This is a genomic window from Bacteroidales bacterium, from assembly GCA_029210725.1.
Taxonomy (GTDB): Bacteria; Bacteroidota; Bacteroidia; order Bacteroidales.
In genome coordinates this window covers 1-25,586 of record JARGFM010000023.1, presented here as the reverse complement: position 1 = coordinate 25,586, position 25,586 = coordinate 1, and the positions used below count along the sequence as shown (strand labels likewise).

20 protein-coding genes are annotated in these 25,586 nt (G+C 49.1%); 15 read left to right on the top strand and 5 right to left on the bottom strand.

The window, feature by feature from the left end:
- Positions 1-41 precede the first annotated feature (41 nt).
- Positions 42-824 carry a 16S rRNA (adenine(1518)-N(6)/adenine(1519)-N(6))-dimethyltransferase RsmA gene (gene rsmA, locus P1P86_12485; protein ID MDF1575996.1) on the top strand — a complete coding sequence of 261 codons (783 nt, stop codon included), beginning with the start codon at positions 42-44 and terminating at the stop codon, positions 822-824.
- On the top strand, positions 821-2,182 hold the full coding sequence (gene mgtE, locus P1P86_12480; GenBank protein ID MDF1575995.1) for a magnesium transporter: 1,362 nt from the start codon (positions 821-823) through the stop codon (positions 2,180-2,182). Before rsmA ends, mgtE begins: the two co-directional genes overlap by 4 nt.
- A 7-nt stretch (positions 2,183-2,189) precedes the next feature.
- On the opposite strand, the gene P1P86_12475 is transcribed toward mgtE, so the two are convergent.
- Positions 2,190-3,428, bottom strand: a complete 1,239-nt coding sequence (locus P1P86_12475) for an ABC transporter permease (protein MDF1575994.1) — start codon at positions 3,426-3,428, stop codon at positions 2,190-2,192.
- 112 nt (positions 3,429-3,540) lie between these two features.
- Between P1P86_12475 and purH the strand changes: the two genes are divergently transcribed.
- The 7 genes from purH (at position 3,541) to P1P86_12440 (ending at position 12,266) form a co-directional block, all read left to right on the top strand.
- Positions 3,541-5,064 carry a bifunctional phosphoribosylaminoimidazolecarboxamide formyltransferase/IMP cyclohydrolase gene (gene purH / locus P1P86_12470; protein ID MDF1575993.1) on the top strand — a complete coding sequence of 508 codons (1,524 nt, stop codon included), beginning with the start codon at positions 3,541-3,543 and terminating at the stop codon, positions 5,062-5,064.
- A gap of 20 nt (positions 5,065-5,084) precedes the next feature.
- Entirely contained in the window at positions 5,085-6,104 is a 1,020-nt protein-coding gene (locus P1P86_12465; GenBank protein MDF1575992.1) for a rod shape-determining protein, read from the top strand.
- A gap of 64 nt (positions 6,105-6,168) precedes the next feature.
- Positions 6,169-6,987 (top strand): rod shape-determining protein MreC, encoded by an 819-nt coding sequence (gene mreC, locus P1P86_12460; GenBank protein MDF1575991.1) that lies wholly within the window; start codon positions 6,169-6,171, stop codon positions 6,985-6,987.
- Positions 6,987-7,490, top strand: a complete 504-nt coding sequence (locus tag P1P86_12455) for a rod shape-determining protein MreD (GenBank protein ID MDF1575990.1) — start codon at positions 6,987-6,989, stop codon at positions 7,488-7,490. Before mreC ends, P1P86_12455 begins: the two co-directional genes overlap by 1 nt.
- Positions 7,491-9,383, top strand: coding sequence for a penicillin-binding transpeptidase domain-containing protein (locus tag P1P86_12450; protein ID MDF1575989.1), 1,893 nt, complete (start codon positions 7,491-7,493; stop codon positions 9,381-9,383).
- On the top strand, positions 9,367-10,791 hold the full coding sequence (gene rodA, locus P1P86_12445; protein MDF1575988.1) for a rod shape-determining protein RodA: 1,425 nt from the start codon (positions 9,367-9,369) through the stop codon (positions 10,789-10,791). Before P1P86_12450 ends, rodA begins: the two co-directional genes overlap by 17 nt.
- A 122-nt stretch (positions 10,792-10,913) precedes the next feature.
- Complete coding sequence (locus P1P86_12440) at positions 10,914-12,266, top strand: lysine 2,3-aminomutase (GenBank protein ID MDF1575987.1); 1,353 nt, start codon at positions 10,914-10,916, stop codon at positions 12,264-12,266.
- On the opposite strand, the gene P1P86_12435 is transcribed toward P1P86_12440, so the two are convergent.
- Positions 12,263-12,880, bottom strand: a complete 618-nt coding sequence (locus tag P1P86_12435) for an ACP phosphodiesterase (protein MDF1575986.1) — start codon at positions 12,878-12,880, stop codon at positions 12,263-12,265. The two genes, P1P86_12440 and P1P86_12435, sit on opposite strands and share 4 nt — an antisense overlap.
- 183 nt (positions 12,881-13,063) lie before the next feature.
- Between P1P86_12435 and P1P86_12430 the strand changes: the two genes are divergently transcribed.
- A complete protein-coding gene (locus tag P1P86_12430) occupies positions 13,064-14,404 on the top strand; it encodes a cyclic 2,3-diphosphoglycerate synthase (protein MDF1575985.1) in 1,341 nt (446 codons plus the stop codon).
- 10 nt (positions 14,405-14,414) lie between these two features.
- On the top strand, positions 14,415-14,984 hold the full coding sequence (locus P1P86_12425) for a peptidylprolyl isomerase (protein MDF1575984.1): 570 nt from the start codon (positions 14,415-14,417) through the stop codon (positions 14,982-14,984).
- Positions 14,985-15,053: 69 nt separating this feature from the next.
- Here the strand turns inward: P1P86_12425 and P1P86_12420 are convergent, their stop codons facing one another.
- Together P1P86_12420 and P1P86_12415 are read right to left on the bottom strand one after the other, a co-directional pair.
- The gene (locus tag P1P86_12420; protein ID MDF1575983.1) at positions 15,054-15,719 is read right to left on the bottom strand and encodes a hypothetical protein; all 666 of its coding nucleotides are present in this window, start codon (positions 15,717-15,719) and stop codon (positions 15,054-15,056) included.
- A 12-nt stretch (positions 15,720-15,731) separates the two neighbouring features.
- Positions 15,732-18,884, bottom strand: a complete 3,153-nt coding sequence (locus P1P86_12415) for a beta-phosphoglucomutase family hydrolase (protein ID MDF1575982.1) — start codon at positions 18,882-18,884, stop codon at positions 15,732-15,734.
- Positions 18,885-18,970: 86 nt separating this feature from the next.
- Between P1P86_12415 and P1P86_12410 the strand changes: the two genes are divergently transcribed.
- The 4 genes from P1P86_12410 (at position 18,971) to P1P86_12395 (ending at position 24,095) form a co-directional block, all read left to right on the top strand.
- Positions 18,971-21,187 (top strand): bifunctional alpha,alpha-trehalose-phosphate synthase (UDP-forming)/trehalose-phosphatase, encoded by a 2,217-nt coding sequence (locus P1P86_12410; protein MDF1575981.1) that lies wholly within the window; start codon positions 18,971-18,973, stop codon positions 21,185-21,187.
- On the top strand, positions 21,187-21,654 hold the full coding sequence (locus tag P1P86_12405; protein MDF1575980.1) for a gamma-glutamyl-gamma-aminobutyrate hydrolase family protein: 468 nt from the start codon (positions 21,187-21,189) through the stop codon (positions 21,652-21,654). The genes P1P86_12410 and P1P86_12405 overlap by 1 nt, the downstream gene beginning before the upstream one ends.
- Before the next feature lie 74 nt (positions 21,655-21,728).
- Positions 21,729-21,896, top strand: coding sequence for a hypothetical protein (locus tag P1P86_12400; protein MDF1575979.1), 168 nt, complete (start codon positions 21,729-21,731; stop codon positions 21,894-21,896).
- Positions 21,897-21,926: 30 nt separating this feature from the next.
- A complete protein-coding gene (locus P1P86_12395; protein MDF1575978.1) occupies positions 21,927-24,095 on the top strand; it encodes a DUF5916 domain-containing protein in 2,169 nt (722 codons plus the stop codon).
- Positions 24,096-24,165: 70 nt separating this feature from the next.
- Here the strand turns inward: P1P86_12395 and P1P86_12390 are convergent.
- On the bottom strand, positions 24,166-25,586 hold a 1,421-nt coding region (locus tag P1P86_12390; protein MDF1575977.1), incomplete at its 5' end, for an HYR domain-containing protein.

Below are 25,586 nucleotides of genomic sequence, written 5' to 3'. Positions count from 1 at the left end.
GAGATTAATAGGCAAAAATACCTAAATCATTTTAACTTTGAATAACGATGGTACGCCCTAAAAAACATCTGGGTCAGCATTTTTTGACCGATCCCTCCATTGCAGCCAGAATTGTTGAAGCCTTGCATACCCGGCCGGGCGACACCGTGGTAGAGATTGGTCCGGGCACCGGAATCCTAACCAGCTTGCTTTTGGAGAAAAATATCCGCCTGCTGCCTGTCGAGATCGATGGTGAGTCGGTGGTATACCTCAAGCAACATTGGCCCGGACTGGCTGCTCAGATAATTGAAGAGGATTTTCTGAAAATGAATATGGAAGATCATATGACCGGTCCCTTCCATCTGATTGGAAACTTTCCTTACAACATCTCCAGTCAGATCTTTTTCAGGGTGCTTCAATACCGGCAACAAATTCCTTCGGTGGTCTGTATGATACAGAAGGAGGTGGCCATGCGTATCGCCTCTCCACCTGGCTCCAGGGAATACGGGATACTGAGTGTCCTGTTACAGGCTTATTATGAGATCTCCTACCTGTTTACTGTAAAATCCGGATCGTTCTTTCCTGCTCCCAAAGTCAACTCGGGGGTCATTAAGCTATCCAGAAACCAAACCAGGATACTGCCCTGCAGTGAACAGCTGTTTTTCAAGGTGGTCAAAACCACCTTTAATCAACGGCGGAAAATGATCAGAAACTCAATCAAATCTATTTTGTTAAATTTGGAAGGCGATTTTGAGCTTCTGACCAAACGACCGGAACAACTTGGAGTTTCGGAATTTATTGAGCTTACGAACTGGATTGATTCACAGCAAACGGCAGAGCAATGAGTAATAAACTGACCCGCGAGTACATCAATAACCTGAAGTCCGTCTTCGAAAGGAAGGACGAAAGCGCTATACTGGAGATGCTGGATCAGCTCCACCCTGCCGATATCGCAGAGATGTACGAAAACCTTTCCCTGGAGGAGGCTACCTATCTCTTCCTGCTTCTGGATCCGGAGAAAGCCTCCGATGTGCTGGTGGAACTGGAGGAGGACGAGCGCGAATCCGTCCTGAAAGCCCTTCCCTCTCACGTGATTGCCAGCCAGTTTATCGATCATATGGAATCGGACGATGCAGCCGATGTGATTGGTGACCTGGAAGAGGAGAAAAAGCAAGAGGTTCTGCTCCATATCGACGATGTGGAACAGGCCGGTGACATTGTGGATCTGCTCAGTTACCATGAAGATACAGCAGGGGGACTGATGGCCAAGGAGCTGATTCGCGTAAATGAAAACTGGGGGGTGGCCACCTGTATCAGGGAAATGCGCAAACAGGCCGAGGATCTCGATGAAATCTACTACATCTATGTGGTCAGCGATGAAAATGTTCTGCTGGGAATACTCTCGCTTAAAGCGCTTCTTCTGGCCAGTGCCTCCACCAAGGTGAAGGATATTTACGATGCAGAGGTGCGAAGTGTTCAGACAGATACCGACTCGGAGGAGGTTGCCCAGATCATGGAAAAATACGACCTGATTGTACTGCCAGTAACCGATTCCATTGGCCGCCTGATGGGCCGGATAACCATCGACGATGTGGTGGATGTGATCCGGGATGAAGCCGAAAAGGATTACCAGCTGGCATCTGGTATTACCACGGATGTGGAAACCACCGACTCGCCTGCACGGATGTCCCGGGCCAGGCTGCCCTGGCTGATTATCGGGCTCCTGGGTGGAATTATAGTGGCTGCAGTGATCGGACGTTTCGAAAATGATATCCAGATCAATCCGGAAATGGCCTTTTTTATCCCGCTTATCGCTGCCATGGCAGGAAATGTGGGAATCCAGTCATCGGCCATCATTGTGCAGGGCATCGCCAGCAACAGTCTCGGCCTGGAGAGCACTGTCAGAAAACTGGGGAAAGAACTGATTGTGTCGCTGATGAATGGACTGATCCTTTCGGGAATCCTTTTTCTCTACAACTACTTTTTCAGTCAGAACCTGGCCCTCACCTTTACGGTGAGCTCCTCCCTGTTTGTAGTGATTATTTTTGCCGCCCTGTTCGGGACCATGATTCCCCTGATACTGCACCGTATGAAAATAGATCCCGCCCTGGCCACCGGGCCCTTTATCACCACGATGAATGATATCATGGGGCTCTTTATCTATTTCCTGATGGGGAGGCTCCTCTATGGTATATTTATCTGAACCGCAATCAGAAAGAGCTGTTTATTGCCACTACCGGATCCATTCTGGCACCCTGCCATGCAGGGAAAATACCGCTTATCAGGCCAATCAGGCTGGAAATACCTACCCCCAGGATGATATTATCCAGGGTCAGGGTAACTGCAAAATCACCCGACATGCTAATCAGGGAGGCTCCTATAAATACAATCAGCAGTCCGATAATCCCTCCGGCCACCGACAACATCACCGATTCAAAAAGGAACTGCAACAGTATGAAATACTTCTTTGCTCCCAGAGCCTTCTGGATTCCGATAATATGAGTCCGTTCCTTGACTGAAACAAACATGATGTTAGCGATCCCGAATCCTCCAACAATAATGGAAAATATCCCAATGAAAAAACCGGCAATCTTCAGTACTGCAAATAACTGATCCAGCTGGTTGTTAATGATGCTGGTCTGATTTAGGGCAAAATTATCCTCTTCAAAGGGCTGAAGCCTCCTGTATGAGCGAAGCAACTGGGTTATTTCGTAGGTAAGCTCCTCCACGCCTACCCGGGGTTTGGCCTGCACCCAGATTTGTGGACTGGCATAGTCTCTCCGGACATCCACAAAGTTCATATAAAACCCCAGTGGCATGATGGCCACATCATCCAGAATTTGTCCACTGAAAGTACCCCTCCCCTCCTTTTCCACCACTCCAATCACCAGGACCTTACGTCCAAAAACTTCGATATACTTTCCCAAAGGGTTCGCTCCCTCGAACAGATCCTTCGCAATGGTATACCCGATTACTGCAATATTCCTTCCGGCCCGGAGTTCCATGGGAGAGAAATATCTCCCGTCTTCCAGTTCAAAGGACCTGATATCTTTGAACTGCTCGGTGACACCAATAATACCGGCTCCTTCGATATTGTTATTGCCATACTCGATCCTGCGTCCCACATAAGACACAAAACATGTATTTTTTGCCCCTTTTGCATGCTCCTTGATGTATTCAAATTCATCCAGGGTGGCCAGGGGCCTGTTCATATATTTCCACCAGGCAAACTCCCCGTTCTCATCAGGTGCCCAGGGCCATTTCTCAACATAGATCAGGTCACTCCCCAGGCTGTTGACACTCTCCCTGATATTGGATTCCAGGGAGTCCACAATAGTGAATACAGCAATAATGGCAAATATGCCGATCGTGATTCCAAGCAGGGACAACATGGCCCTTAAACGGTTTACCACAACCGACTGAATGGCCATGATTAAACTCTCCCACACTAACCTTATGATAACCATTTATAAATTGTTGCGTTTTGACTTCATTATGTCATTGGAAACTGTTTCTTTTGCAAAGAAAGTTAAAAGTAGGAAGAACTATCCATAAAAACCAATGAGCACCAATAAACCAATCCGCAGTGCGCTAATTTCAGTGTACTCCAAAGAGGGTCTGGATCGTATCGTTAAAAAACTCCACGATCTCTCAGTAACTATCTATTCCACAGGGGGGACTGAGAAATTTATAGCCGGGTTTGGTATTCCGGTGATAAAAGTGGAAGAGCTTACCTCCTATCCATCTATCCTGGGTGGTCGTGTTAAAACCCTTCATCCCAATGTTTTCGGGGGGATCCTGGCCCGTAGAAACCTGGAAAGTGACCTGAAGCAACTGGAGGAGTACCAGATTCCTGAAATTGACCTGGTTATCGTGGACCTCTATCCTTTTGAAGATACGCTTCGTTCTGGTGCGCCGGAACCAGAAATTATTGAAAAAATTGATATCGGGGGAATCTCGCTGATCAGGGCTGCTGCAAAAAATTACCAGGATGTGATGGTGGTGGCATCCCGGGAAGAGTACGAACCGCTCTATACCCTTCTGGAGGCGGAACAGGGGATCACCAGCCTGGAAGACAGAAAAGCATTTGCAAGCCAGGCATTCCATGTTTCATCCCATTACGATTCGGAAATTTTTAAGTTTTTCGACGGAGGAGAAATGAGGGCTCTGAAAATAAGTGAACCTTCCTCCAGGAAGCTGCGTTACGGGGAAAATCCTCACCAAAAGGGTCTCTTCTTCGGAGATTTGGATAAGATGTTCGAACAGCTTCACGGGAAAGAGATCTCTTACAACAACCTGCTGGATATCGATGCGGCAGTTGGATTGATCGGCGAATTTGACCAGTGCAGCTTCGCCATTATGAAGCATAACAATGCCTGCGGACTTGCCAGCAGGGATAAGCTGGTCGATGCATGGACGGAGGCCCTGGCGGGCGATCCCGTCTCGGCCTTCGGTGGAGTATTGATTACCAACAGGGAAATTGACCTGGAGACTGCCGAAGAGATGAACAAAATCTTTTTCGAGGTCTCCATCGCGCCATCTTATAAGCCGGAAGCCCTGAAAGTGCTTCAGCAGAAAAAAAACAGGATTATTCTGATCCAGAAGAGCAGCAAAACAGCGGATGTAACCTTACGTACCGTTCTTAACGGAGTACTGGTGCAGGACCGCGATCTCTCAACCGAGCAGGAGATCCAGATGAAGCAGGTTACGAAAACTGCCGCAAGTCTGGAACAGCTGGCCGACCTGATATTTGCAAATAAAATAGTAAAACATACCAAATCAAATGCCATTGTGCTGGTCCGGAACCAGCAGCTCCTGGCCTCGGGAGTCGGACAGACTTCCCGGGTGGATGCGCTGAAACAGAGTATTGAAAAAGCCCGGCACTTTAAATTTGACCTGGAGGGAGCTGTGATGGCCTCCGATGCCTTCTTCCCTTTTGCTGATAGCGTGGAAATTGCAGATGCAGCGGGAGTTAAGGCCGTGGTCCAGCCAGGAGGTTCCGTGCGTGACCAGGATTCCATTGACTATTGCGATGCTCATGGCATGGCCATGGTTTTCACCGGAAGCAGACATTTTAAACATTAAACCACTAATAGAGAAAATATATGGGATTGTTTTCATTCCAGCAGGAACTCGCCATAGACCTGGGAACTGCCAATACGATAATTATTCACAATGATAAAGTTGTTGTGAATGAGCCCTCCATTGTTGCCATTGAGCAACACACCGGGAAACTGATCGCCATCGGTGAAAAAGCGAGGCAGATGCATGGAAAAACCCATGATGATATCAAAACCATACGCCCCCTGCGGGATGGTGTCATTGCCGATTTCCAGGCTGCGGAGTTGATGATCAGGGGGATGATAAAAATGATAAATACCAAACGCAGACTATTTACACCTTCCCTGAAGATGGTAGTCTGCATTCCGTCAGGAAGTACGGAGGTGGAACGCCGTGCTGTACGCGATTCAGCTGAACATGCCGGCGGGCGAGATGTCTACATGATCTTTGAGCCCATGGCGGCAGCCATTGGTATCGGATTGGACGTGGAAGCTCCAGAAGGATGTATGGTCGTGGATATCGGCGGAGGGACCACTGAGATTGCTGTGATTGCACTGGGGGGCATTGTTTGTAACCAGTCCATCCGGGTGGCCGGAGACGGATTTACCAGCGATATCCAGACTTACATGAGACACCAGCATAACATCAAGATCGGGGAACGGACTGCCGAAGAAATAAAAATTAATGTGGGATCGGCCCTTCCTGAACTGGATGATGCTCCACAGGATTTTTATGTCAGGGGGCCAAACCTGATGACCGCCCTGCCCATCGAGATTCCGATCTCTTACCAGGAGATCGGGCACTGCCTGGATAAATCTATCTCAAAAATCGAAACTGCCATCCTGTCCGTCCTGGAACAGACTCCGCCGGAGCTCTATGCAGACATCGTTACCAAAGGTATCTATCTGGCAGGAGGCGGAGCATTGCTCAGGGGTCTGGACAAAAGACTGGCAGAAAAGATATCCATCCCCTTCCATGTGGCAGAAGACCCACTGCAGGCTGTTGCAAGGGGAACCGGGATCGCCCTCAGAAATGTCGACAAGTACCCCTTCCTGATGAGATAAAATTGGGATTTGATTCACCCTGCTGCTTACCGCGGGGATTCATCGATTGATTGCGTATTTTGAAGTGAGGACACTGCTAAGGTTTTTTCAGAACTATTCCAACCTGCTCCTGTTTCTGCTGCTGGAGGCAATCGCCATTGCCTTTATGATCCAGGACAGCAGTTATCAGAGATCCAGGCTCATGGGGCTGAACCGTCAGGTGACAGGTTACATCTATAACAAAGTGGATGGCGCCAGGGAGTATTTCTCTCTGAAGGAGGCTAACGAACAACTTGCGCTTGAGAATAAGGATTTAAGAAACAGGCTTGATCTGATTTCCTCCAGTCTGGACAGTGCTACTGTTGTAAGCGAAGTAAAGGGGGAATACCGCTATTCTTTTGTTCATGCCAGAATCGTACACAACAGCGTATACAAACAGCTAAACTACCTGACCATTAACAAGGGAAAGAATCAGGGTGTATTCCGGGATATGGGGGTGATTTCAGATCAGGGCCTGGTAGGCATCATCCTCGAGAGCTCTGCAAATTATGCCACGGTCATCCCGGTCATCAACCTGGACTTCAGATTAAGTGCAAAGATCATATCCAGCAACCATGCAGGAATTCTGCAGTGGGATGGTGCTTCTCCACAGTTCGCCCTGCTCACCGAGATACCCTTTCATGCCCGGCTGACAGAGGGGGATACCATCGTAAGCAGCGGCTTTTCTTCCATCTTCCCGGAAGGAATTATAGTGGGCTCTATTGAATCCTTTTCACTGGAAAAAGGGAACTTCTATGATATCAGAGTGAAGCTGTCTACTGATTTTCAGCGCCTGTATCATGTGAATGTGATCCGTAACTACCGGCAGGAAGAGCAGTTGAACCTGGAAAATCAAAACAGATAATGTATATCATTGCCAGAAATATCTTCCGCTTTGTTGTGGTGATCCTGTTCCAGGTCCTGGTCATGGACAACGTAATGATCCATGGATATATGATACCATATATCTATCTTCTCTTCATCCTCTTATTGCCTTTCGAGACACCCAGAGGGATCCAGCTTCTTTCCGGTTTTGCTCTTGGGCTGGCCATGGATCTGTTCTCGGGCACTGCCGGGATGCATACTGCCGCCACCGTCCTGGCTGCATTTGTCCGGCCTTACCTGCTTGGCCTTCTGGCTCCGAGAGATGGTTATGAACCCGATACCTTCCCAAGGATATATTACAATGGCTTTAACTGGTTCCTGAAATATACCCTGATCATTGTGGTGATTCATCATCTGTCGCTCTTCTACCTGGAAGTGTTCCAGATACAGGCTTTTTTCAGTACCTTGCTGCGCGTGATACTGAGTTCGCTTCTCTCCGCCTCAACCATTGTACTCAGTCAGTATTTTGTATTCCGAAAATAGATGAACCAGTATACAGACAGAAGGTATGTTTTTGCTGCAGCAATCATCCTTGTTGGTTTGCTGTTTATGATCCGTCTTTTCCATATACAGATAATCGATAAATCCTATGAACAGTATGCCCTGAGCAATGCCCAGAGCGTCAGGGTCATTTACCCGGCCAGAGGTTTGATATATGACCGGAACGGTGAAATCATGGTCTATAATAAGGCTGCCTACGATATCATGGTTACCCCCCGGCTGATGGAGCCCTTCGATACCACCCTGTTGTGCCGGATACTGCAGATAAGCCGTGAAAGTGTCAGGGAAAGGCTGGAATCGGCCAGGGCATACTCCAGCCGGGTCCCCTCAGTCTTCATGAAACAGCTTAGTTACGAAAATGCCGCCCTGTTGCAGGAGAAGATGTTTCAGTTTCCCGGTTTCTATGTTCAGACACGTACCCTCCGCGAGTACGCCAGTCCCATTGCCTCCCATGCACTGGGCTATGTGGGGGAGGTGGGCCAGGACATCCTGGATAAAGACCCCTATTACCAGCTGGGTGACTATATGGGTGTCTCCGGTATTGAGAAAGCCTATGAAGAGTACCTGAGGGGAAATAAAGGCAAGAATGTGTTCCTGAAGGATGTACATAACCAGACCATTGAGTCGTACCAGGCCGGCCGGCTGGATGTGACTGTTGAAGTGGGACAAAACCTGACTTCCACGCTCGACATGGAGCTCCAGGAGTACGGGGAAAAGCTGATGTCTCCTTATGTGGGAAGTGTGGTAGCCCTGGAACCCTCCACCGGGGAGGTACTTGCCCTGGTGAGTGCTCCCACTTATTCTCCCGATTTACTGGTGGGCAGAAGCCTGGGAGTTGAATTCGGAAAACTGGCAGAAGACACACTGAACCCCCTGTTTAACAGGGCCCTGATGGCGCAGTATCCGCCGGGGTCCACCTTTAAGACTCTGATGGGGCTTATCGGTCTGCAGGAGAAAGTAATCTCTACCCGCACCGAACACCACTGCTATTATGGCTTTTATGTGGGAAATATTCATACCGGATGTCACCTACATGAGACACCTCTGAACCTGATAGAAGCCATTCAGAATTCCTGCAACACCTACTTTATCAATGTGCTGAAAAGCATTCTGCAGGATGTTAAGTTTTCCAGTACGGCGGAAGCCTATGAAAACTGGCGCAGGCACCTGCTTTCCATGGGGTTCTCGGCGCCCCTGGGTATTGAATTGACCAATGAACTTGACGGTAATGTGCCGAATTCGGGCTATTTCAATCAGATATACGGGGAGAACCACTGGAACTATCTCACCGTTCGTTCCCTCGCAATCGGACAGGGCGAGCTGCTGGTGACCCCCATCCAGATGGCAAATATGACAGCCACCATCGCCAACCGCGGATACTACATCACCCCACATCTGGTGCGTAAAATAGAAGGAGAAGAGCATATAGATGAGGCCCTGCTGGAGAAACACTATACCACCATAGACTCTTCGAACTACGGCCCCATTGTAGATGGTATGGATCTGGTAGTAAACGGTGATAAAGGATCCACGGCCAGAAACGCCAGAATAGAGGGAATTACCCTTTGTGGAAAAACCGGTACTGCGGAGAATCCTCATGGCAACGACCACTCCATTTTTATTGCCTTTGCGCCCAAGGAAAACCCCAGGATTGCCATCGCCGTCTACGTGGAAAACCAGGGCTTTGGGACTACCTATGCCGCTCCTATAGCCAGTCTGATGATTGAAAAATACCTGACCCGGGAAGTGAAAAGAACCTGGTACGAAAACTGGGTCATGCAGCTCGTTCAACCGGTGGCCCCTTCCAGAAACACAGATACTGCGGTGAGCGATACCGTATCAATAAATCAAAGAGATGATGGTACAGAGGAATAGGGTATTTGCAAACCTGGACTGGCTCTCTCTCCTGCTCTGGCTGATTATGATCGGTTTCGGCTGGATGAATATCTATTCGGCAAATATCATGGAGGCCGATGGCGGGGTTTTCGACTTTTCTCAGCGATTTGGCAAACAATTGATCTGGATCGGTGCCTCCCTTCTTCTGGCCTTGCTGCTGCTGGTACTGGATGCAAAGTTCTATATCTACTTCTCCTATCTTCTTTACCTGTTGTTGCTGGGAATTCTGCTTGGGGTCCTCGTGTTTGGAACGGAGATCAACGGGGCCAAAAGCTGGTTTGTTATCGGGGGATTCCAAATTCAGCCGGCTGAATTTGCCAAACCCGTAACCGCACTGGCACTTGCCAGCCTGCTTAGTTCTCACAATTACAATATAAAAAAGTTCCGGAACCTGGCAGTGGCCTTTGGCATTATTGCGGCTCCTCCTCTGCTTATTTTGCTTCAGCCCGATCTCGGTTCTGTACTGATCTTCTCTGCCTTCCTCCTGGTCCTTTTCAGGGAGGGCTTTTCGGCCAACAGTATGATGATGCTGGCTGCCCTGGGATTGCTGTTTCTCGCCACCCTTCTGCTTGAGAAATCCTGGATTCTTCTCATCCTGGTAATCCTCAGCCTTATTATTTACATGGTGGTTGTCCGTTCGTTCAGGAAGGGAGCGGTCCCGGGCCTGATCATTGCCCTGGTTTTCGCGATCCTGTATGGAATTAATTATCTCCTGAAAGCAGAATTCTCCCTGTTTCAAACAGGCCTGGCTGCCATGATTCCGGTGACGCTGATCATCATCGTCAGGGGATTCCGTCTGCGGGAATACGTCCAGATAAAAATCCTGTCCGGATTTCTTATTTCCATCTTCTTTATTATATCGGTGGACTTTGCCATGAACAAGGTCCTGAAGCCGCACCAGCAGCATAGGATCCATGTGACCATTGGAATAGAAGATGACCCGCAGGGGGTGGGATATAATGTAAACCAATCTAAAATTGCGATCGGATCGGGGGGCTTTTCCGGCAAAGGTTACCTGAATGGCACACAGACCAAGCTCCATTTTGTTCCTGAGCAGAGCACCGATTTTATTTTCTGTACGGTCGGAGAAGAGTGGGGATTTCTGGGTACTTCCTTTGTGATCCTGCTCTATGTGGGGTTCCTTTTACGGATGATTTTCCTGGCAGAGCGACAGCGCTCCTCATTCAGCAGAATATTCGGATATGGCTTTATCTCTGTGTTGATGCTGCACTTCATAGTCAACATCGGGATGACCATAGGCCTGCTTCCGGTGATCGGGATCCCTTTACCTTTTTTCAGTTACGGAGGATCCTCGCTGTGGACCTTTACCATGTTCCTGTTTATCTTTCTCCGGCTGGATGCCAGCAGGCTCGAATTATTGAGGTAAACTGCAAGCTGTCAGGATGATGACCTGCCTTTCGCCCGGGGCTCACTTTTAATTCTCCTCAAATTTTTGTAACTTGTAGTTTTACGGGAATATTTCCCCGGCAAATCCCAGAATAAGCTAACATGAAATATCAGGTATACGCGAGACATAATCTAAAAAAAATACCCCATTTCGGAAAGCTGAGCAAGGAGCAGGTCCAATCCATCAGAGTGGTTTCCGAGGTGCTCCCATTTAAGACCAACAACTATGTTGTAAAGGAGCTGATCGACTGGAATAACTATCTGGAGGATCCCATCTATATATTGAATTTCCCACAAAAAGAGATGCTCAGGCCTTCTCAGTACCGGGCTCTCACTGAAATGGTGGAAAGCAATAGCAGTAAAGCCGATCTGGCCGAATATGTCCATGAAATGAGGCTTGACCTCAATCCCCATCCGGCCGGACAGCTGGAACACAATGTTCCCACCCTCAAGGGCAGGGTTTTGACCGGAATTCAGCATAAATACCGCGAAACAATGCTCTTCTTTCCCACCCAGGGACAGACCTGCCATGCTTACTGCACCTTCTGTTTCAGGTGGCCGCAGTTCACTGGTCTGAATGAGCTTAAGTTCGCCATGAAGCAGGCCAGCCTGGTGGTTGCCTACCTGAAAGAAAATCCTTCGATCACCGATATCCTGATCACCGGGGGGGATCCCATGGTCATGAAAACGGAGGTGCTGGAAAGATATATCGATGCCTTTTTGACTGCGGATCTGCCACAGTTGAATACCATCCGTATTGGCACAAAATCGCTCTCTTTCTGGCCTTACCGGTACCTGACTGACCCGGATTCCGGCCAGCTGCTGGATCTCCTTCGGAAAGTAAACGAGAAAGGGATCCATGTGGCGCTGATGGCCCATATAAATCATCCGCGGGAACTGGAAACAGATGCAGTCAGGGAGGCTGTAGCACGGATCAGGGAAACGGGAACTATCATCCGTAGTCAGTCTCCCGTACTGAAACATATCAATGACGATCCGGCCATCTGGACCAGGATGTGGAAGCTGCAGCTTAACCTGGGAATTATTCCTTACTACATGTTCGTAGCAAGAGATACCGGGGCACAGGCCTATTTCGGGCTCAGCCTGGAACGTGCACACCAGATTTTTAACGGGGCCTATCAGCACATAAGCGGCATCGGCCGCACCGTCAGGGGGCCGAGTATGTCGGCCGGTCCGGGTAAAGTGCGGATCGCAGGCATCAGTGAAATCCGGGGGGAGAAAGTATTCGTGCTGGATTTTTTACAGGGCCGCAATCCCAAATGGGTGGGACAGCCTTTCTTTGCCGCTTTCGATCCGGAAGTACAATGGCTGGACGACCTTGTTCCGGCTTTCGGAGAGAAGGAGTTTTTCTATGAAAAAGAATATAAAAAGCTCCTGAAGGTAGATAAACTTCCCGGTCACAGGCTCTCCACGGATAATAAGCAGTACGCTTAGCTGTTCGGATAATCTTCCCTGCCGGAGGTGATCTCAATTTTATACTTCTCCTCCAGGAACTCAATAATCAGCGGAAAGAATTGCAGGAAATCATCCATAAACAGAGAGTACTGGTCCCTTAGTACCTCCACTGCGAAAGCCGAATGGTCCGGAAGGGAAGTATTGGCCGACATCCGCTCCAGAACCAGCTCAATGCCATCCACCGTGGTATATGCCATCATCCAGTTATTCTCCAGGAAAGTGGGGAACCATCTTTTGATGGCATCGGGAAGTACTTTGTAATTTCTTTTCAGAAGGTCATAGGTCCGGTTCACAAAATCGCGAAGGGCTAAATTGGAATAGTTATCCCAGAGAGAGGCCAGGAAATGATCGTAAAAAATATCCGTGATAATGCCGGCATACTTATGATACCTGGAAGCAACTCTTTGTTTGCTGATCCTGGTGATCTGGTGCATATCGGTGAAGGAGTCTATATCCCGGTGGATCAGGATCCCCTTCATGACCTGTTCGGGGTAATCCAGGTAGCTTTTACCCTTCACATAATCGCCCATAAAATTGCCTACAATGATCTCCTCATTGCATCCGGAGAGGTAGGTATGGGCCAGAAAATTCATCTGTCATTAAACTTTTTTCGAATTTCGAAAAAAATATTCGAAAAATTCCAATATATAATATTACACATTTGTAAGCAAGTTGTTCTATTTATGATCATCAAATTTCTATTATATAGCATATTCGGTATACCCAGCAAAATAATCCTATACATTTAACAGATTGAACATTTAACAACACTACAAATGACTAGAAAGAATATTATTATTATTGGAGCTGCAGGAAGGGATTTCCATAATTTTAACACCTGTTTCAGGGACCAGGAGGAATACAAGGTAGTGGCATTTACAGCTGCTCAAATCCCCGATATTGATGGAAGAAAATACCCGGCCGGGCTGGCTGGAAAGCTCTACCCGAAAGGAATCCCCATATATTCGGAGGACCAGCTACCTCAACTGATTGAGGAACTGCAGGTCAAAACCTGTGTATTTTCATACAGCGACCTCCCTTATGAGAAGGTAATGGCCATCAGCGCCCTTGTAAATTCAGCCGGAGCAAATTTTATGCTTCTGGGGACCAGGGATACCATGATCAAGAGCAAGAAGCCGGTGATCTCCGTCTGTGCGGTCAGAACCGGGTGCGGAAAAAGTCAGACCTCCCGAAGGGTCATCGAACTGCTGATGCAAAAAGGTCTGAAAGTGGTTGCCATCAGACATCCCATGCCTTATGGGGACCTGGAAGCACAGAAAGTTCAACGCTTTGCCAGCGTGGCTGACCTGAAAAAGCATAAATGTACGATCGAAGAAATGGAAGAATACGAACCCCATGTAGTCAGGGGGAATGTGATCTATGCCGGGGTCGATTATGAAGCCATAGTACGTGCTGCGGAAGAGGATCCTGCCGCATGTGATGTGATTCTCTGGGACGGGGGTAACAATGACTTCTCATTTTACAAGCCGGATCTGACCATTGGTGTGGTGGATCCGCACAGGCCCGGACATGAATTAGGCTACTACCCGGGAGAGGTGGTACTGCGGACCTCGGATGTCGTGGTGATCAATAAAATGGACTCTGCCTCGCCGGAGGGTATCCAGACGGTCCGGGAGAGCATCGAGAAAGTAAACCCTTCTGCCACGGTGATCGACGGAGCCTCACCAATCCGGGTGGATAATCCCGCGGTGATTAAAGGGAAAAGAGTTCTGGTAGTGGAAGACGGGCCCACGCTCACCCACGGAGAAATGAAGATTGGTGCAGGAGTAGTGGCCGCCAGGAAATACGGGGCTGCCGGACTGGTGGACCCACGACCTTTTACGGTGGGCAAACTGACCGAGACCTTCGAGATCTATCCGGAGATCGGGACCCTTCTCCCGGCCATGGGTTATGGAGAACAGCAGTTAAAGGATCTGGAAACAACCATTAATAACTCTGACTGCGATTCAGTGATCATAGGGACTCCCATTGATCTGAATCGCTTGATCGATATTCAGAAACCAAATACCCGGGTATACTACGATCTGCAGGAAATCGGAGAACCCGATTTGAATGGTGTACTTGATGAATTTGTTCAGAAACATAAACTGGCCTGACAAGCTCTGTTTGCTTATAATCATCATGCTGGTCCGGCCGGTCTCCTGTGACCGGCCGGCCACCATGTTGCTTATCTGCACCGACCTGGGCGATATGACCGTGGAGATATACCCGGAGAAAGCACCCGTAACTGCGGCTAATTTCCTTCGACATGTAGAAAACGGAGACTACAAAAACAGTATGTTTTACCGGGTGGTTCGTATGGATAACCAAAGCCGGAACCAGGTGAAGATCGAAGTGATCCAGGGTGGTTTGTTCTATGATGAAGTGGTGGATTCCATCCGTCCAATTATCCATGAATCCACCAGGGAAACCGGGATCCTGCATACAGACGGAGTGATCTCCATGGCCAGAAATGAACCCGGAAGCGCCTCCACGGAATTCTTTATCTGTATCGGCGATCAGCCGGCTCTCGATTACGGGGGTGAAAGGAATCCGGACCTGCAGGGCTTCGCCGCATTTGGAAAGCTTGTCTCCGGAATGGATGTGGCCAGAGCTATCCAGGGACTTCCAGATAAAGGCCAGTACCTCAAAAAAAAGGTGTTGATCCGTGATATCTCGCTTATTAAAAAGCCTTAATTCTTGTTCAAGTACAGTTCAGACTCCCCTGGAAATAAACTATCTGGAAAATCTTTTACGTGGCGATCCCTATTCTTTCAGGTAATCCTCCATGGTCACCACCTGATAAGATTTATCAACGATCAGATCGGCCAGAGGCTTCAGGGTGCTCACAGCCTGATGCTCCTTTTCCAGGATACTAAGGCGGAAGTCGCTCATGGCCTCTTTCATCCGGATAATCTGGTTGATCTTGGTTTCGTGGTAGGTCAGGTCTATAAAGACCCTGATATCAACAGTCTCCGCCTTGATGGCATAAAGTCCGTCCACAATAAGCAAATCAATCTTGCTGAAATCCGTAATCAGTTTATCCACCTGTTCCGGAATCAGATCAATACAAGGGATCATACACTCCTGCTCTTCTCTGAAGTCCCTGATAGTCTTCCTGATCTTAACCCAGTCATACTCATTGATCCCTATCTTATCAAAACCCTTGTTCCGGCGCCACTCTTCTCTTAAGAGAGGCTGTATCCGGTAATAATTGTCGGTATGGATCACCTTGACCCGGATATGGTGATGCTTCAGGCAGGTGCCCAGGGCATGGGCCAGTTCAGATTTTCCGGACCCTGATTCACCCGATATCCCCACAATATAACGGTAACGCTCCTCCTTGGTCTCCCTGTCGGCCATGACCTTCTCACAAATAGCCTGGGCGGCCTCCTTATGCATATCATTGATTAACAGAATATCTCCTAGCATTGAATCTGAATTTTATTTTAGGGTTGCTGAAGCTGCATTTCCTTCAGAGAGTGTGCATTCTTCTCCACAAATATGAAATTTTATCTGCTCCTTTCCCATGTTTTTCCCGGAGATTTTGATCTGTTGACCAATAATGGAGACTAAAAATGCCGTCCCCCTGAAGGTAAAGTGAAAATCCAGGCCTTTCCAGTGTGCAGGCAATTTCGGATGAAGCACGGGAGTATCTCCCCGGAGGTCCAGCCCGGCATAACTGACCAGAACATCGTATACAGTACCGGCCATAACTCCACAATGAACTCCTTCCCCGGTTGTTCCCCCCTGAATGTCGACCAGGTCGCTTCTCAGGGCATCCATGAAGAGTTCCCATCCCGTGTCGGCCATTCCCATCTCCCAGGCCAGGCGGGCATGCACCAGGCGGCTGAGTGTGGAGCCGTGAGAGGTCCGGGCGATGTAATACTCGAAGTTCCGCCTGGCAAAATGCTCCGGAACTGTATAGCCCAATCCTGCCAGGGTTTCCTTCACACCGGCTGTCCCCAGATTATAGAAACTCATCAAAAAATCGGCCTGCTTGGCCAGCTTGTAGTCATCGGGCGACTTCCCTTCTGATTTCAGGATCCGGTCGAGCCGGTGAATATCCCCGTATTTCCGGCGGTAGTGTTCCCAATCCAGCTCCTCCAGCCCGAAGTAACCCTTAAACTGTTCCACCACTCCATCATTTGAAATATGCAGGGCTACTCCATGCATGATTTTTTCCCAACGTTCCAGCTTCTCCCCAGTGATAGCAAGCTCATCCAGTATCCGGTCCTTCTGCAGGGGATCAATTTCTTCGAGCATTCTGAAAGCCTTCTCTATCATCCAGCTGACCATGATATTCGTGTAGGCATTGTCGGTCAGTCCGCCCACACCCGATCCGGGCAGGGTCTCATGAAATTCATCGGGTCCCATCACCTGGTGGATATGAAACCTTCCGTCCTGGCCCGGCTCCGATTTACTTACCCAGAATTTACAGATATCCAGCAAGATTTCAGCTCCATACTGCTCCATAAATTCCCGGTCGCCTGTCACCTGGTAATAGTTCCAGATATTATAGGCAATGGCAAGAGATATGTGCCTCTGCAAGGAACTGTAATCATCCCCCCACTCCCCGGAAAGAGGGTTCAGGTGGATGATCTGGGTCTCTTCCCGGCCATCGCTCCCGCTCTGCCATGGAAACATAGCCCCTTCATAGCCATATTCCCTGGCATAGGCCCTGGCAGCATCCAGCCTCCTGTAACGGTACATCAGCACCGATTTAACCACCTCCGGAAAATGAAGATTGAAGAGAGGCAGAATATATAATTCGTCCCAGAAAATATGGCCGCGATAGGCCTCCCCGTGAAGTCCGCGTGGCGGAATACCCGAATCCAGTCCGGCATGGTGCGGTGAAGCAGAAACCATCATATGGAAAAGATGGAGCCTGACCAGCTTCTGAGCTTCCCTGTCCCCCCTTATAACTACATCCATCCGGTTCCAGAGCTCCTTCCATCGCCCCTCTGAGAGCTTCATCTCTTCCTGGTAGCCAGACATGGCCTCCAGAGTATCGCGTGCTTCCTCCAGGGGATCTTCCACTTCCGGATCCCTGGAAGTAAAGATACTCAACATCTTATCGAGGACCACCTCCTGATCCTTCTTCACATCCAGTGAAAAATGCTTGTCGATCCGGCCCGCTCCGGAAAGAATCTTTTCTTCAGCCTCCCTGTTCAGGGTAAAGGAGGCACACATGGCGATGAGAATATCCGACTGAGTGGTCTTAACAAGCAGTTCGACAATCCTGCCCGAAGATCCCTCGCTGACCGCTTCCAGGTGCTTCTGCTCCAGGGAGTTGTATCGTTCGACCCCGGAGTTGCGATGATCGCCGTGCAAACCGGAGCGTATTTCAATGGTCCCCTCATAATTTAGCGGACAAAGCGTGTAGCGTAATCCGGCCCGGTGAGGATCGGCCATACCGGCAAAGCGCGATGAATGAACTCGGGTCAGCCTCCCCTCCTGGTCTTCCACCACCATCTCCTTATGCAATCCGCCGGAACGCATATCCAGGGTCCTGTGCATTTCGATTATACTAAAAGTAGGCTCCGGTTTAAATTCAAGCCAGGGCCCTCCGTCGATCCGAAAAGTGACCGGGAGCCAGTTACTTGCATTGACAAAATCTTCATTTTCAATGTCCCTCTCCCCTACTTTTGATGTCAGCCTGTTAAACAGGCCTGTCATGTAGGTGCCGGGATAGTTGACCTGATTGGCGCTGCTCTCTTCCAGGGCACCACGGGTGCCAAAATAGCCGTTCCCTACCGCCAGAAGGGCCTCCCGGGATCGTTCCTTCTCCTGGCTATAATCGTGATACTTCAAGAGCCAGGCATCCTCCTCCATTCCCCGTTCGAACCATTTATTGATTCCTTCCAGTCCGATTTCATCCAGGTCCTCCACCACAATATCGGCACCCCCTGCCAGCAGCTCCCTGATGTTATCTTCCCGGGCCAGCCCCAGGGTCAATCCGAAATTTCCTTTGTGCCCGGCCATCACCCCGGACACGGCATCCTCCACAACCACGGACCGGTGATACTCCACTCCCAGGTTATCGCAGGCAGTGGTGAAAATATCAGGTTCCGGTTTCCCTTGCAGTCCGATTTCGGCCGACACCACCCCATCCACACGGGTTTCAAAATAGTGAAGAAGTCCGGCCGTTTCCAGCACTGCTTTGCAATTCTTACTGGATGATGCCACCCCGATCCGGACTCCGGCTGCCTTCAGTCCCTCCAGCATTTCCACCGAACTTTCATACACTTCCACGCCCTCGTCCTCCAGCACCTTGTTGAACATGATGTTCTTCTTGTTCCCCAGTCCGCAGACTGTCTCCATATCCGGTTCATCGGATGGATCTCCGATAGGAATATCGATTCCCCTGGACTCCAGGAAAGATTGGACACCCTTATAACGTGGCTTTCCATCCACGTAGGGAAGGTAGTCCCCTGCATGAGTAAATTCCCTGAAGGCTTCTCCGAAACGTTCCTCCCGGCTCCTCATGTATTCATCAAACATACGTTTCCAGGAAGCCGCATGAACAAGAGCTGTCTTTGTAATCACGCCATCCAGGTCAAAAATCACTGCATCAAACTTGGGTTGAAATGTCATAATGTGTATTTATATATTTTGTAATGAGGATCAAGGTATCTAAATTTATAGAAGCGTTCAAATCATTATTGCTAAAAATTTCTGCTATGAAACGTCTCATCCTCGCCTCCAATCTGCTCCCCGTACATATCAACTGGAAGGAAGGCAAGTACCAGATTGAAAGAGCGGAAGAGACCACTATCTCAGGACTGAAGAACTTCTATGGCGGTTTCGAACCCGAATGGGTGGGCATGACCGGATTTGAGAACCATGAATTCAAGGCCAACGAGGTCCGCTCCCTGGAAGCCGCGCTGAAACCATTTAATTGTATACCCATATTTCCCCGGCCCCGGGACGGGAACCTGCACCTTCATGGTTTTGCCCGTAACACCCTCTGGCCCCTGTTTCATTATTTCACCGAGCATGTAAGCTACAGCGAGGTCGCCTGGAAAGCCTACATGAAAATCAACCGTTTGTATGCGGAGAAAATCCTGGATACCATTAATGAAGGAGATATTCTCTGGGTACATGACTATCATCTTTTAATGCTTCCGCAGATGATACGGGAAGAAAAACCGGGTGTTTCCATTGGTTTGTTCATTCATATTCCCTTCCCCTCGTTTGAGCTGTTCCGGCTGCTTCCCTGGAGACTGGAGATTATCGAAGGAATGCTGGGTGCCGATCTGATCGGGTTCCAGACCTACGATAACGTAAGGCACTTTATGAGTTCGGTGCGTCGTCTTACCGGGGTGGATTCGGTCTTTAACAGGATTTCCATCGGAGAACGCACTCTGAAGGTGGATGTCTTTCCCAAGGGGATCAATTATGAACGCTTCCGAAACAAGGCTCTTGAGATCCATAGCGATCATCCCAGGCCCTCGAAGATCCAGAAGGATATGAAGTTATTCAAGAAGTCGGGACAAACAGAGAAGCTTATTATCTCTATCGATAAACTGGACTATACCAAAGGCATTCCACAGCGCATCCGGGCCTTTGAGCGCTTTCTGCAGACCTACCCCGAATACAATGGACGCATCAGTATGATTGTGCAGGCCATTCCGTCGGGCGAAACCAGCGAATCGTTCTTCAACCTGAAAAGCCAGGTGGACGAACTGGTGGGACGAATCAATGGCAATTACGGAACCATTACCTGGACCCCGGTGAGATACCTGAACCAGACCTTCACCATGGATGAACGGATCGATCTGTATTCTCTCTCTGACATCGCTCTGATCCTTCCCCTCCGGGACGGCATGAACCTGGTCTCCAAAGAGTTTGTCGCCTCGCGTCACGATGGCACCGGGGTACTGATTTTGAGCGAGCTTGCCGGTGCTTCCAAAGAGCTGCACGAGGCCCTGCTGGTCAACCCCAATGACCTGGATGCTATCGCTGAGGCCATCAGGGAAGCCATTGAGATGCCTGAAGAAGAGCAGATCCGGAGGAATAAAGTCATGATGATGCGCCTGCACCGCTACACGGTGGGACGCTGGGCCAGTGAGTTTATCAAAAGCCTGGAGGGCGTCAAAGAGATCCAGGAGTTTACCCTGACCAAAAAGATCAACACCACCCGCCTGCATTATATTAATGATTGTTACAAGGAAACCGGGAAACGGATCCTCTTTCTCGACTATGACGGGACCCTGGCCTGGTTTACAAAGAATCCGGAAGATGCCAGACCCGATGAACAGCTATATGAGATCCTGCAACGGCTCTCCGGCGATCCCAAAAATACCGTTGTAATCATCAGTGGCCGGGATAAAGAGACCCTGGGCAAGTGGTTCGATGAAAAATGGGACATCCATTTTGTGGCCGAACATGGTGTCTGGTTCCGGGAGCCCGGTGGGGAATGGCATATGATGGAACAGATCAATAACGATTGGAGGGAATCTGTGGAGCCTTTGCTGGAATACTATGTGGACCAGACTCCCCGTTCATTTATCGAGTACAAAAACTTCTCCCTGGTGTGGCATTACCGTAATTCGGACCCGGACCTGGGTATGCAGCGTGCCTGGGAGCTGAAGGATGAACTGCGTACCCTGACCTCCAATCTGAACCTGGAGATCATGGATGGCGACAAGGTGCTGGAGATTAAATACTCCGGGATTAACAAAGGAAGGGCTGCCTCCCATAAACTGGGGGATGGTTCCTTCGATTTCATCCTGGCTGTGGGTGATGACTGGACCGATGAATTTACATTCGAAGCGATGCCTAAGGAAGCCTACACCATCAAGGTGGGAACAAAAACCACCAAGGCAAAGTTCTATATAGACAGCGTGGAAATAGTGCGGGAAATGCTCTGCCGCTTTACCAAAGAGAAGTGTTAATGGTCTCCGTAAAAAACATAGAATGCTTTATGCACGTGCCCTACGAAGGGCCGGGTGTGATAGCGGACTGGATCGGGCAAAAGGGACACCTACTCCATTATACCAGGTTCTACCTGGGCCATGAATTACCGGAAGCTTCAAGGGCGGATATGCTGATTATTATGGGTGGCCCCATGGACGTTTTTGATTACCATATCCACTCCTGGATGGGCGATGAAATTGAGTGGGTGAGGGATTATATTCAGACCGGCAAACCAGTTCTGGGGATCTGCCTGGGGGCCCAGATCATCGCCTCTGCCCTGGGTGAGGAGGTTTACCCGGGTCCACACCGGGAGATCGGCTGGCACAACCTGCAGTTCCTTCCCTCCCTGGGTAACTATAAAATATTCGAGGCCCTGCCTGCCGCACACAAGGTCTTTCACTGGCATGGCGACACCTTCGACATTCCCCGGGGGCCATCCGGATAGCCAGCTCCCAGGCCTATCCCCACCAGGGCTTCATTTACGGCCAACAGGTAATAGCCCTTCAGTTCCATCTGGAAATGAATCCGGAAGCGATAAAGGAACTGGTGGAAAACTGCCGGGACGAACTGGTGGAGGGCCCCCATATTCAGACGGAAAAGGAGATTCTTGCCGAACAGGGCTACTTTGAAAGCAACCAGGAATTAATGTATCAGTTTCTTGATTATCTTTGCAGCTTGGAATCCTGAGACCCTTAGGCCAAGCTCAAAATAAGAAAGATGAATACAAGAATCCCCACCCTGCTGCTATTGCTAATCGCCATCTCTATTGTGTCCTACGGACAAAATACACCTGTGAACCGGGCCGGTTACAGGCTTCATGCTTCGAAAACAGATCAGCCGGTGACCATCGATGGTATTCTGGATGAGGCCATTTGGGCAAAGGCTGAAAAAACCACCCCCTTTTTCCGGATCCAACCCGTGGATACGGGGTACGCCAAAGCACAGACCGAGGTGATGGTCGCCTATGATGACAGCTATATATACATGGGCATCATCAATTATGATCCAAGCCCCGGGAAACGTCCCGCTGAATCTTATCGCAGGGACTGGAGCTTCAATAAGAACGATAACTTTTTTGCAGCCATTGATACCTATAACGACCAGACCAATGGTTTTGCCTTTGGAGTGAATGCCGTAGGAGGCCAGTGGGACGGCATGCAGGCCAATGGTGGCGTGGTGGCCAATGAGTGGGACGGAAAATGGTATTCGGCTGTTCAGAATAACGAGGATGCCTGGGTGGCAGAATTTAAGATCCCATTCAGGACCATCAGATACAAGGAAGGAGATACCGAATGGGGCATTAACTTCAGCCGTCTGGACCTCAAGACCAATGAGAAATCATCCTGGGCCCCGGTGCCCAGGCAGTTCGCATCGGCCACTCTGGCCTTCACCGGAACGCTGGTCTGGGAAACTCCTCTTCCTAAATCAGGGGTCAGATTTTCTGTGATCCCTTATGTGCTGGGACAGGCAACCCATGAAAAGGAAGCCGGCGACCCCATCGGTTTCACCGGGAATGCGGGATTGGATGCCAAGGTTATCTTATCCACCTCCATGAACCTGGATGTAACCATCAACCCCGACTATTCGCAGGTGGAGGTGGACCGGCAGGTTACTAACCTGGACCGCTTCGAACTCTACTTCCCCGAAAAGAGAAAGTTCTTCCTGGAAAACAGCGATCTCTTTGCCAACCTGGGGACCCAGACCGTCAGACCCTTTTTCTCCCGGAGAATCGGACTGAATTCTCCGGTGATTGCAGGGGCCCGCCTCAGTGGGAATGCAGGAGAGAACTGGAGGATCGGACTGATGAATATGCAGACTGCCGTGGATGGACTGAACTCGGCCGATAATTTCAGTGTGGCGGTATTGCAGCGCAAAATCCTGAGCCGTTCCAACATTGGTGTATTCATGACCAACAAAGAGGTCATTGCCACCCCCGATAATCCCGAATACAGCGGAAACCAGTTTAACCGTGTGGCAGGAACCGAATTTAACTTTGCCAGCACCGATAACAACTGGACCGGGAAGGTCTTTTATCACCAGAGTTTCAACCCGGTCCAGGAGGGTAGTCGTTTTGCCACAGCCGGGTTGATCAAATATTCTACCCGGAAGTTTACAGCCGGTCTTAACCAGGCTTACGTGGGAGGGAACTACCTGGCCGAAATGGGATTTGTAAGGCGTACCGGCTTTCACCAGACCACCCCGTCCATCGGCTATCAGTTTTACCCCAATTCGAAAAGGATAACCAGTCATGGCCCCTCGCTCGAAACAGATCTCTTTTTTGAACCTGATCTTTCTCTAACCGACCGGGAGGTGGACCTGAGTTACTCCCTGACCTGGGCGGACCGCAGTATGATCAGGGCCGGAGTGGAATCTGCTTACCTGAAACTGCTGGATCCCTTTGACCCCACCAACACGGGAGGTGAAATGATTCCGGAAGGCACTGAATTTAAATGGACCGAAGTCTCCCTCTCCTATCTCTCCACCATGAGAAGGCTTTTTACCTTTACTGTGGAGGGACGCTACGGGGGCTTTTTTGGCGGCACACGGGCCAGTTTGGAGACCGAGATGAATTACCGGGTCCAGCCCTACGGAAGCCTCTCCCTGGTTACCTCCTTCAACAGGGTGCTGCTCCCTGAGCCCTACACCAGCATGGACCTGGTCCTGGTAGGACCCAAACTGGACATCACCTTCACCGAGAAGCTCTTCTTCACCACCTTTGTACAGTACAACAACCAGATTGACAATTTGAATGTGAACATGCGCTTCCAGTGGCGTTTCGCCCCGGTTTCGGACCTTTATATCGTCTATACCGAGAATGCCTACCCCACCGGTCTGCGCACCAAGAACCGCGGCATCGTGCTGAAGCTGTCGTATTGGTTTAACTAAGGTTAACCTTAAATAAACAAGAAACGGGGTGCCCGAAAAAAGCACCCCGTTTCAACTTAAATCAATTAATCTATCTCGCTTTTATCAGTTGACCAGTTGAATCACTGTGATCAGTGATGATCCTGAAAAGGAACATGGCATCCGTGTAAGACTTACTATCAAACACGAATTTATATTCGGTCCCATCCAAGACTTCTCCATCATAGAGCACCTCCACAAGCTGACCCGTTGAAGTAATGATCACAAGCTTCAGTGAGGTATTTTCATTGGCTTTTATGTCAAAGAATACCTTATGTTTGAATGGATTTGGATAGACCTTGTAATCAATATCCATAACCGGAGTACCGTACAATGGCAACTGGGTCACAAAACTTAAATCCTCCTCAAGATCAGAACCTGTCCTTGGAATATCAAGAGGCTCAGCCTCTTCAAAGCTCATAAGAATTCTGCACTCATCAAAGGCATTATTAATTGCATCCAACGCTTCCGTAATATCCGCGAATGAAATGTCATCCTTACTGATCACATCTCCAAGAGCCTGATTTGCCAGCTCGAGCAGTTCATTCACCGTAAATTCCTCCTCACCAAAGTATTCAAAAATACTCTGAGGTATCTCCGTATACCATTCCGTCCCTATCACAGGAATTTCGGACCCACAGGTTTCACTTTCGGCAGTAATGATATATCTGTCATCAATCTCTAGATTACCTAGAGCCGGATCATTCGCTAAGCTAAACCACAATGTCATGGTTTGTGCAAGAAGATTATTCTTGATGGTCCCTTTGTTCGATATCGGTACATATAACCAAGTATTCGAATCGCTGTAAGTGGCATCGCCTTTTAAAGCAGCTGAAGGTCCTTCACCCGGTAGCATTTTGAATATGTTCCCATTCAAAATATCATCAAGTGTCAAGGTGAACACTTTATCGTTATCAGCATCTCCAAATTCTACAAAATCATCTGTCCACATATCGAAAGCATTCTCCATTAAGTCCTGAGCTGTCATTCCATCGCAGGTTAAACCTCCCTCATTTCCATAAAATCCTTGCGTATATGTACAATACGAAGCATCACAAGGGATAACTGTCACCAGTATTGTACATGTAGATTTGTTTCCACAATCATCATTAGCAATGAAGGTAATCGTAGTTTCACCTACTTCAAATGTTGAATTTATGTCATCAAGTGCAGCAGAGGACAATCCATCAGATCTGGTCCAGGTCACTTTCACATCTTCATCACAATTATCCGTTGCAACCGGGATCTTAATAACTGGATCCTTATCACCACATTCTTGAGTTATATCGGATGGGCATGTTAAATCCGGAGGTGTATCATCATCGACGGTGATGGTCTGGGTAACCAGGATCTGGTTACCACAATCATCGGTCACACTATAGGTCCGCGTGATAAGCTCCGGACAAGTATTCCCATCACTCACATCACTCACAAAAGCTACCACCGGGGAAGCCGTGCAGTTATCCGCCTCAT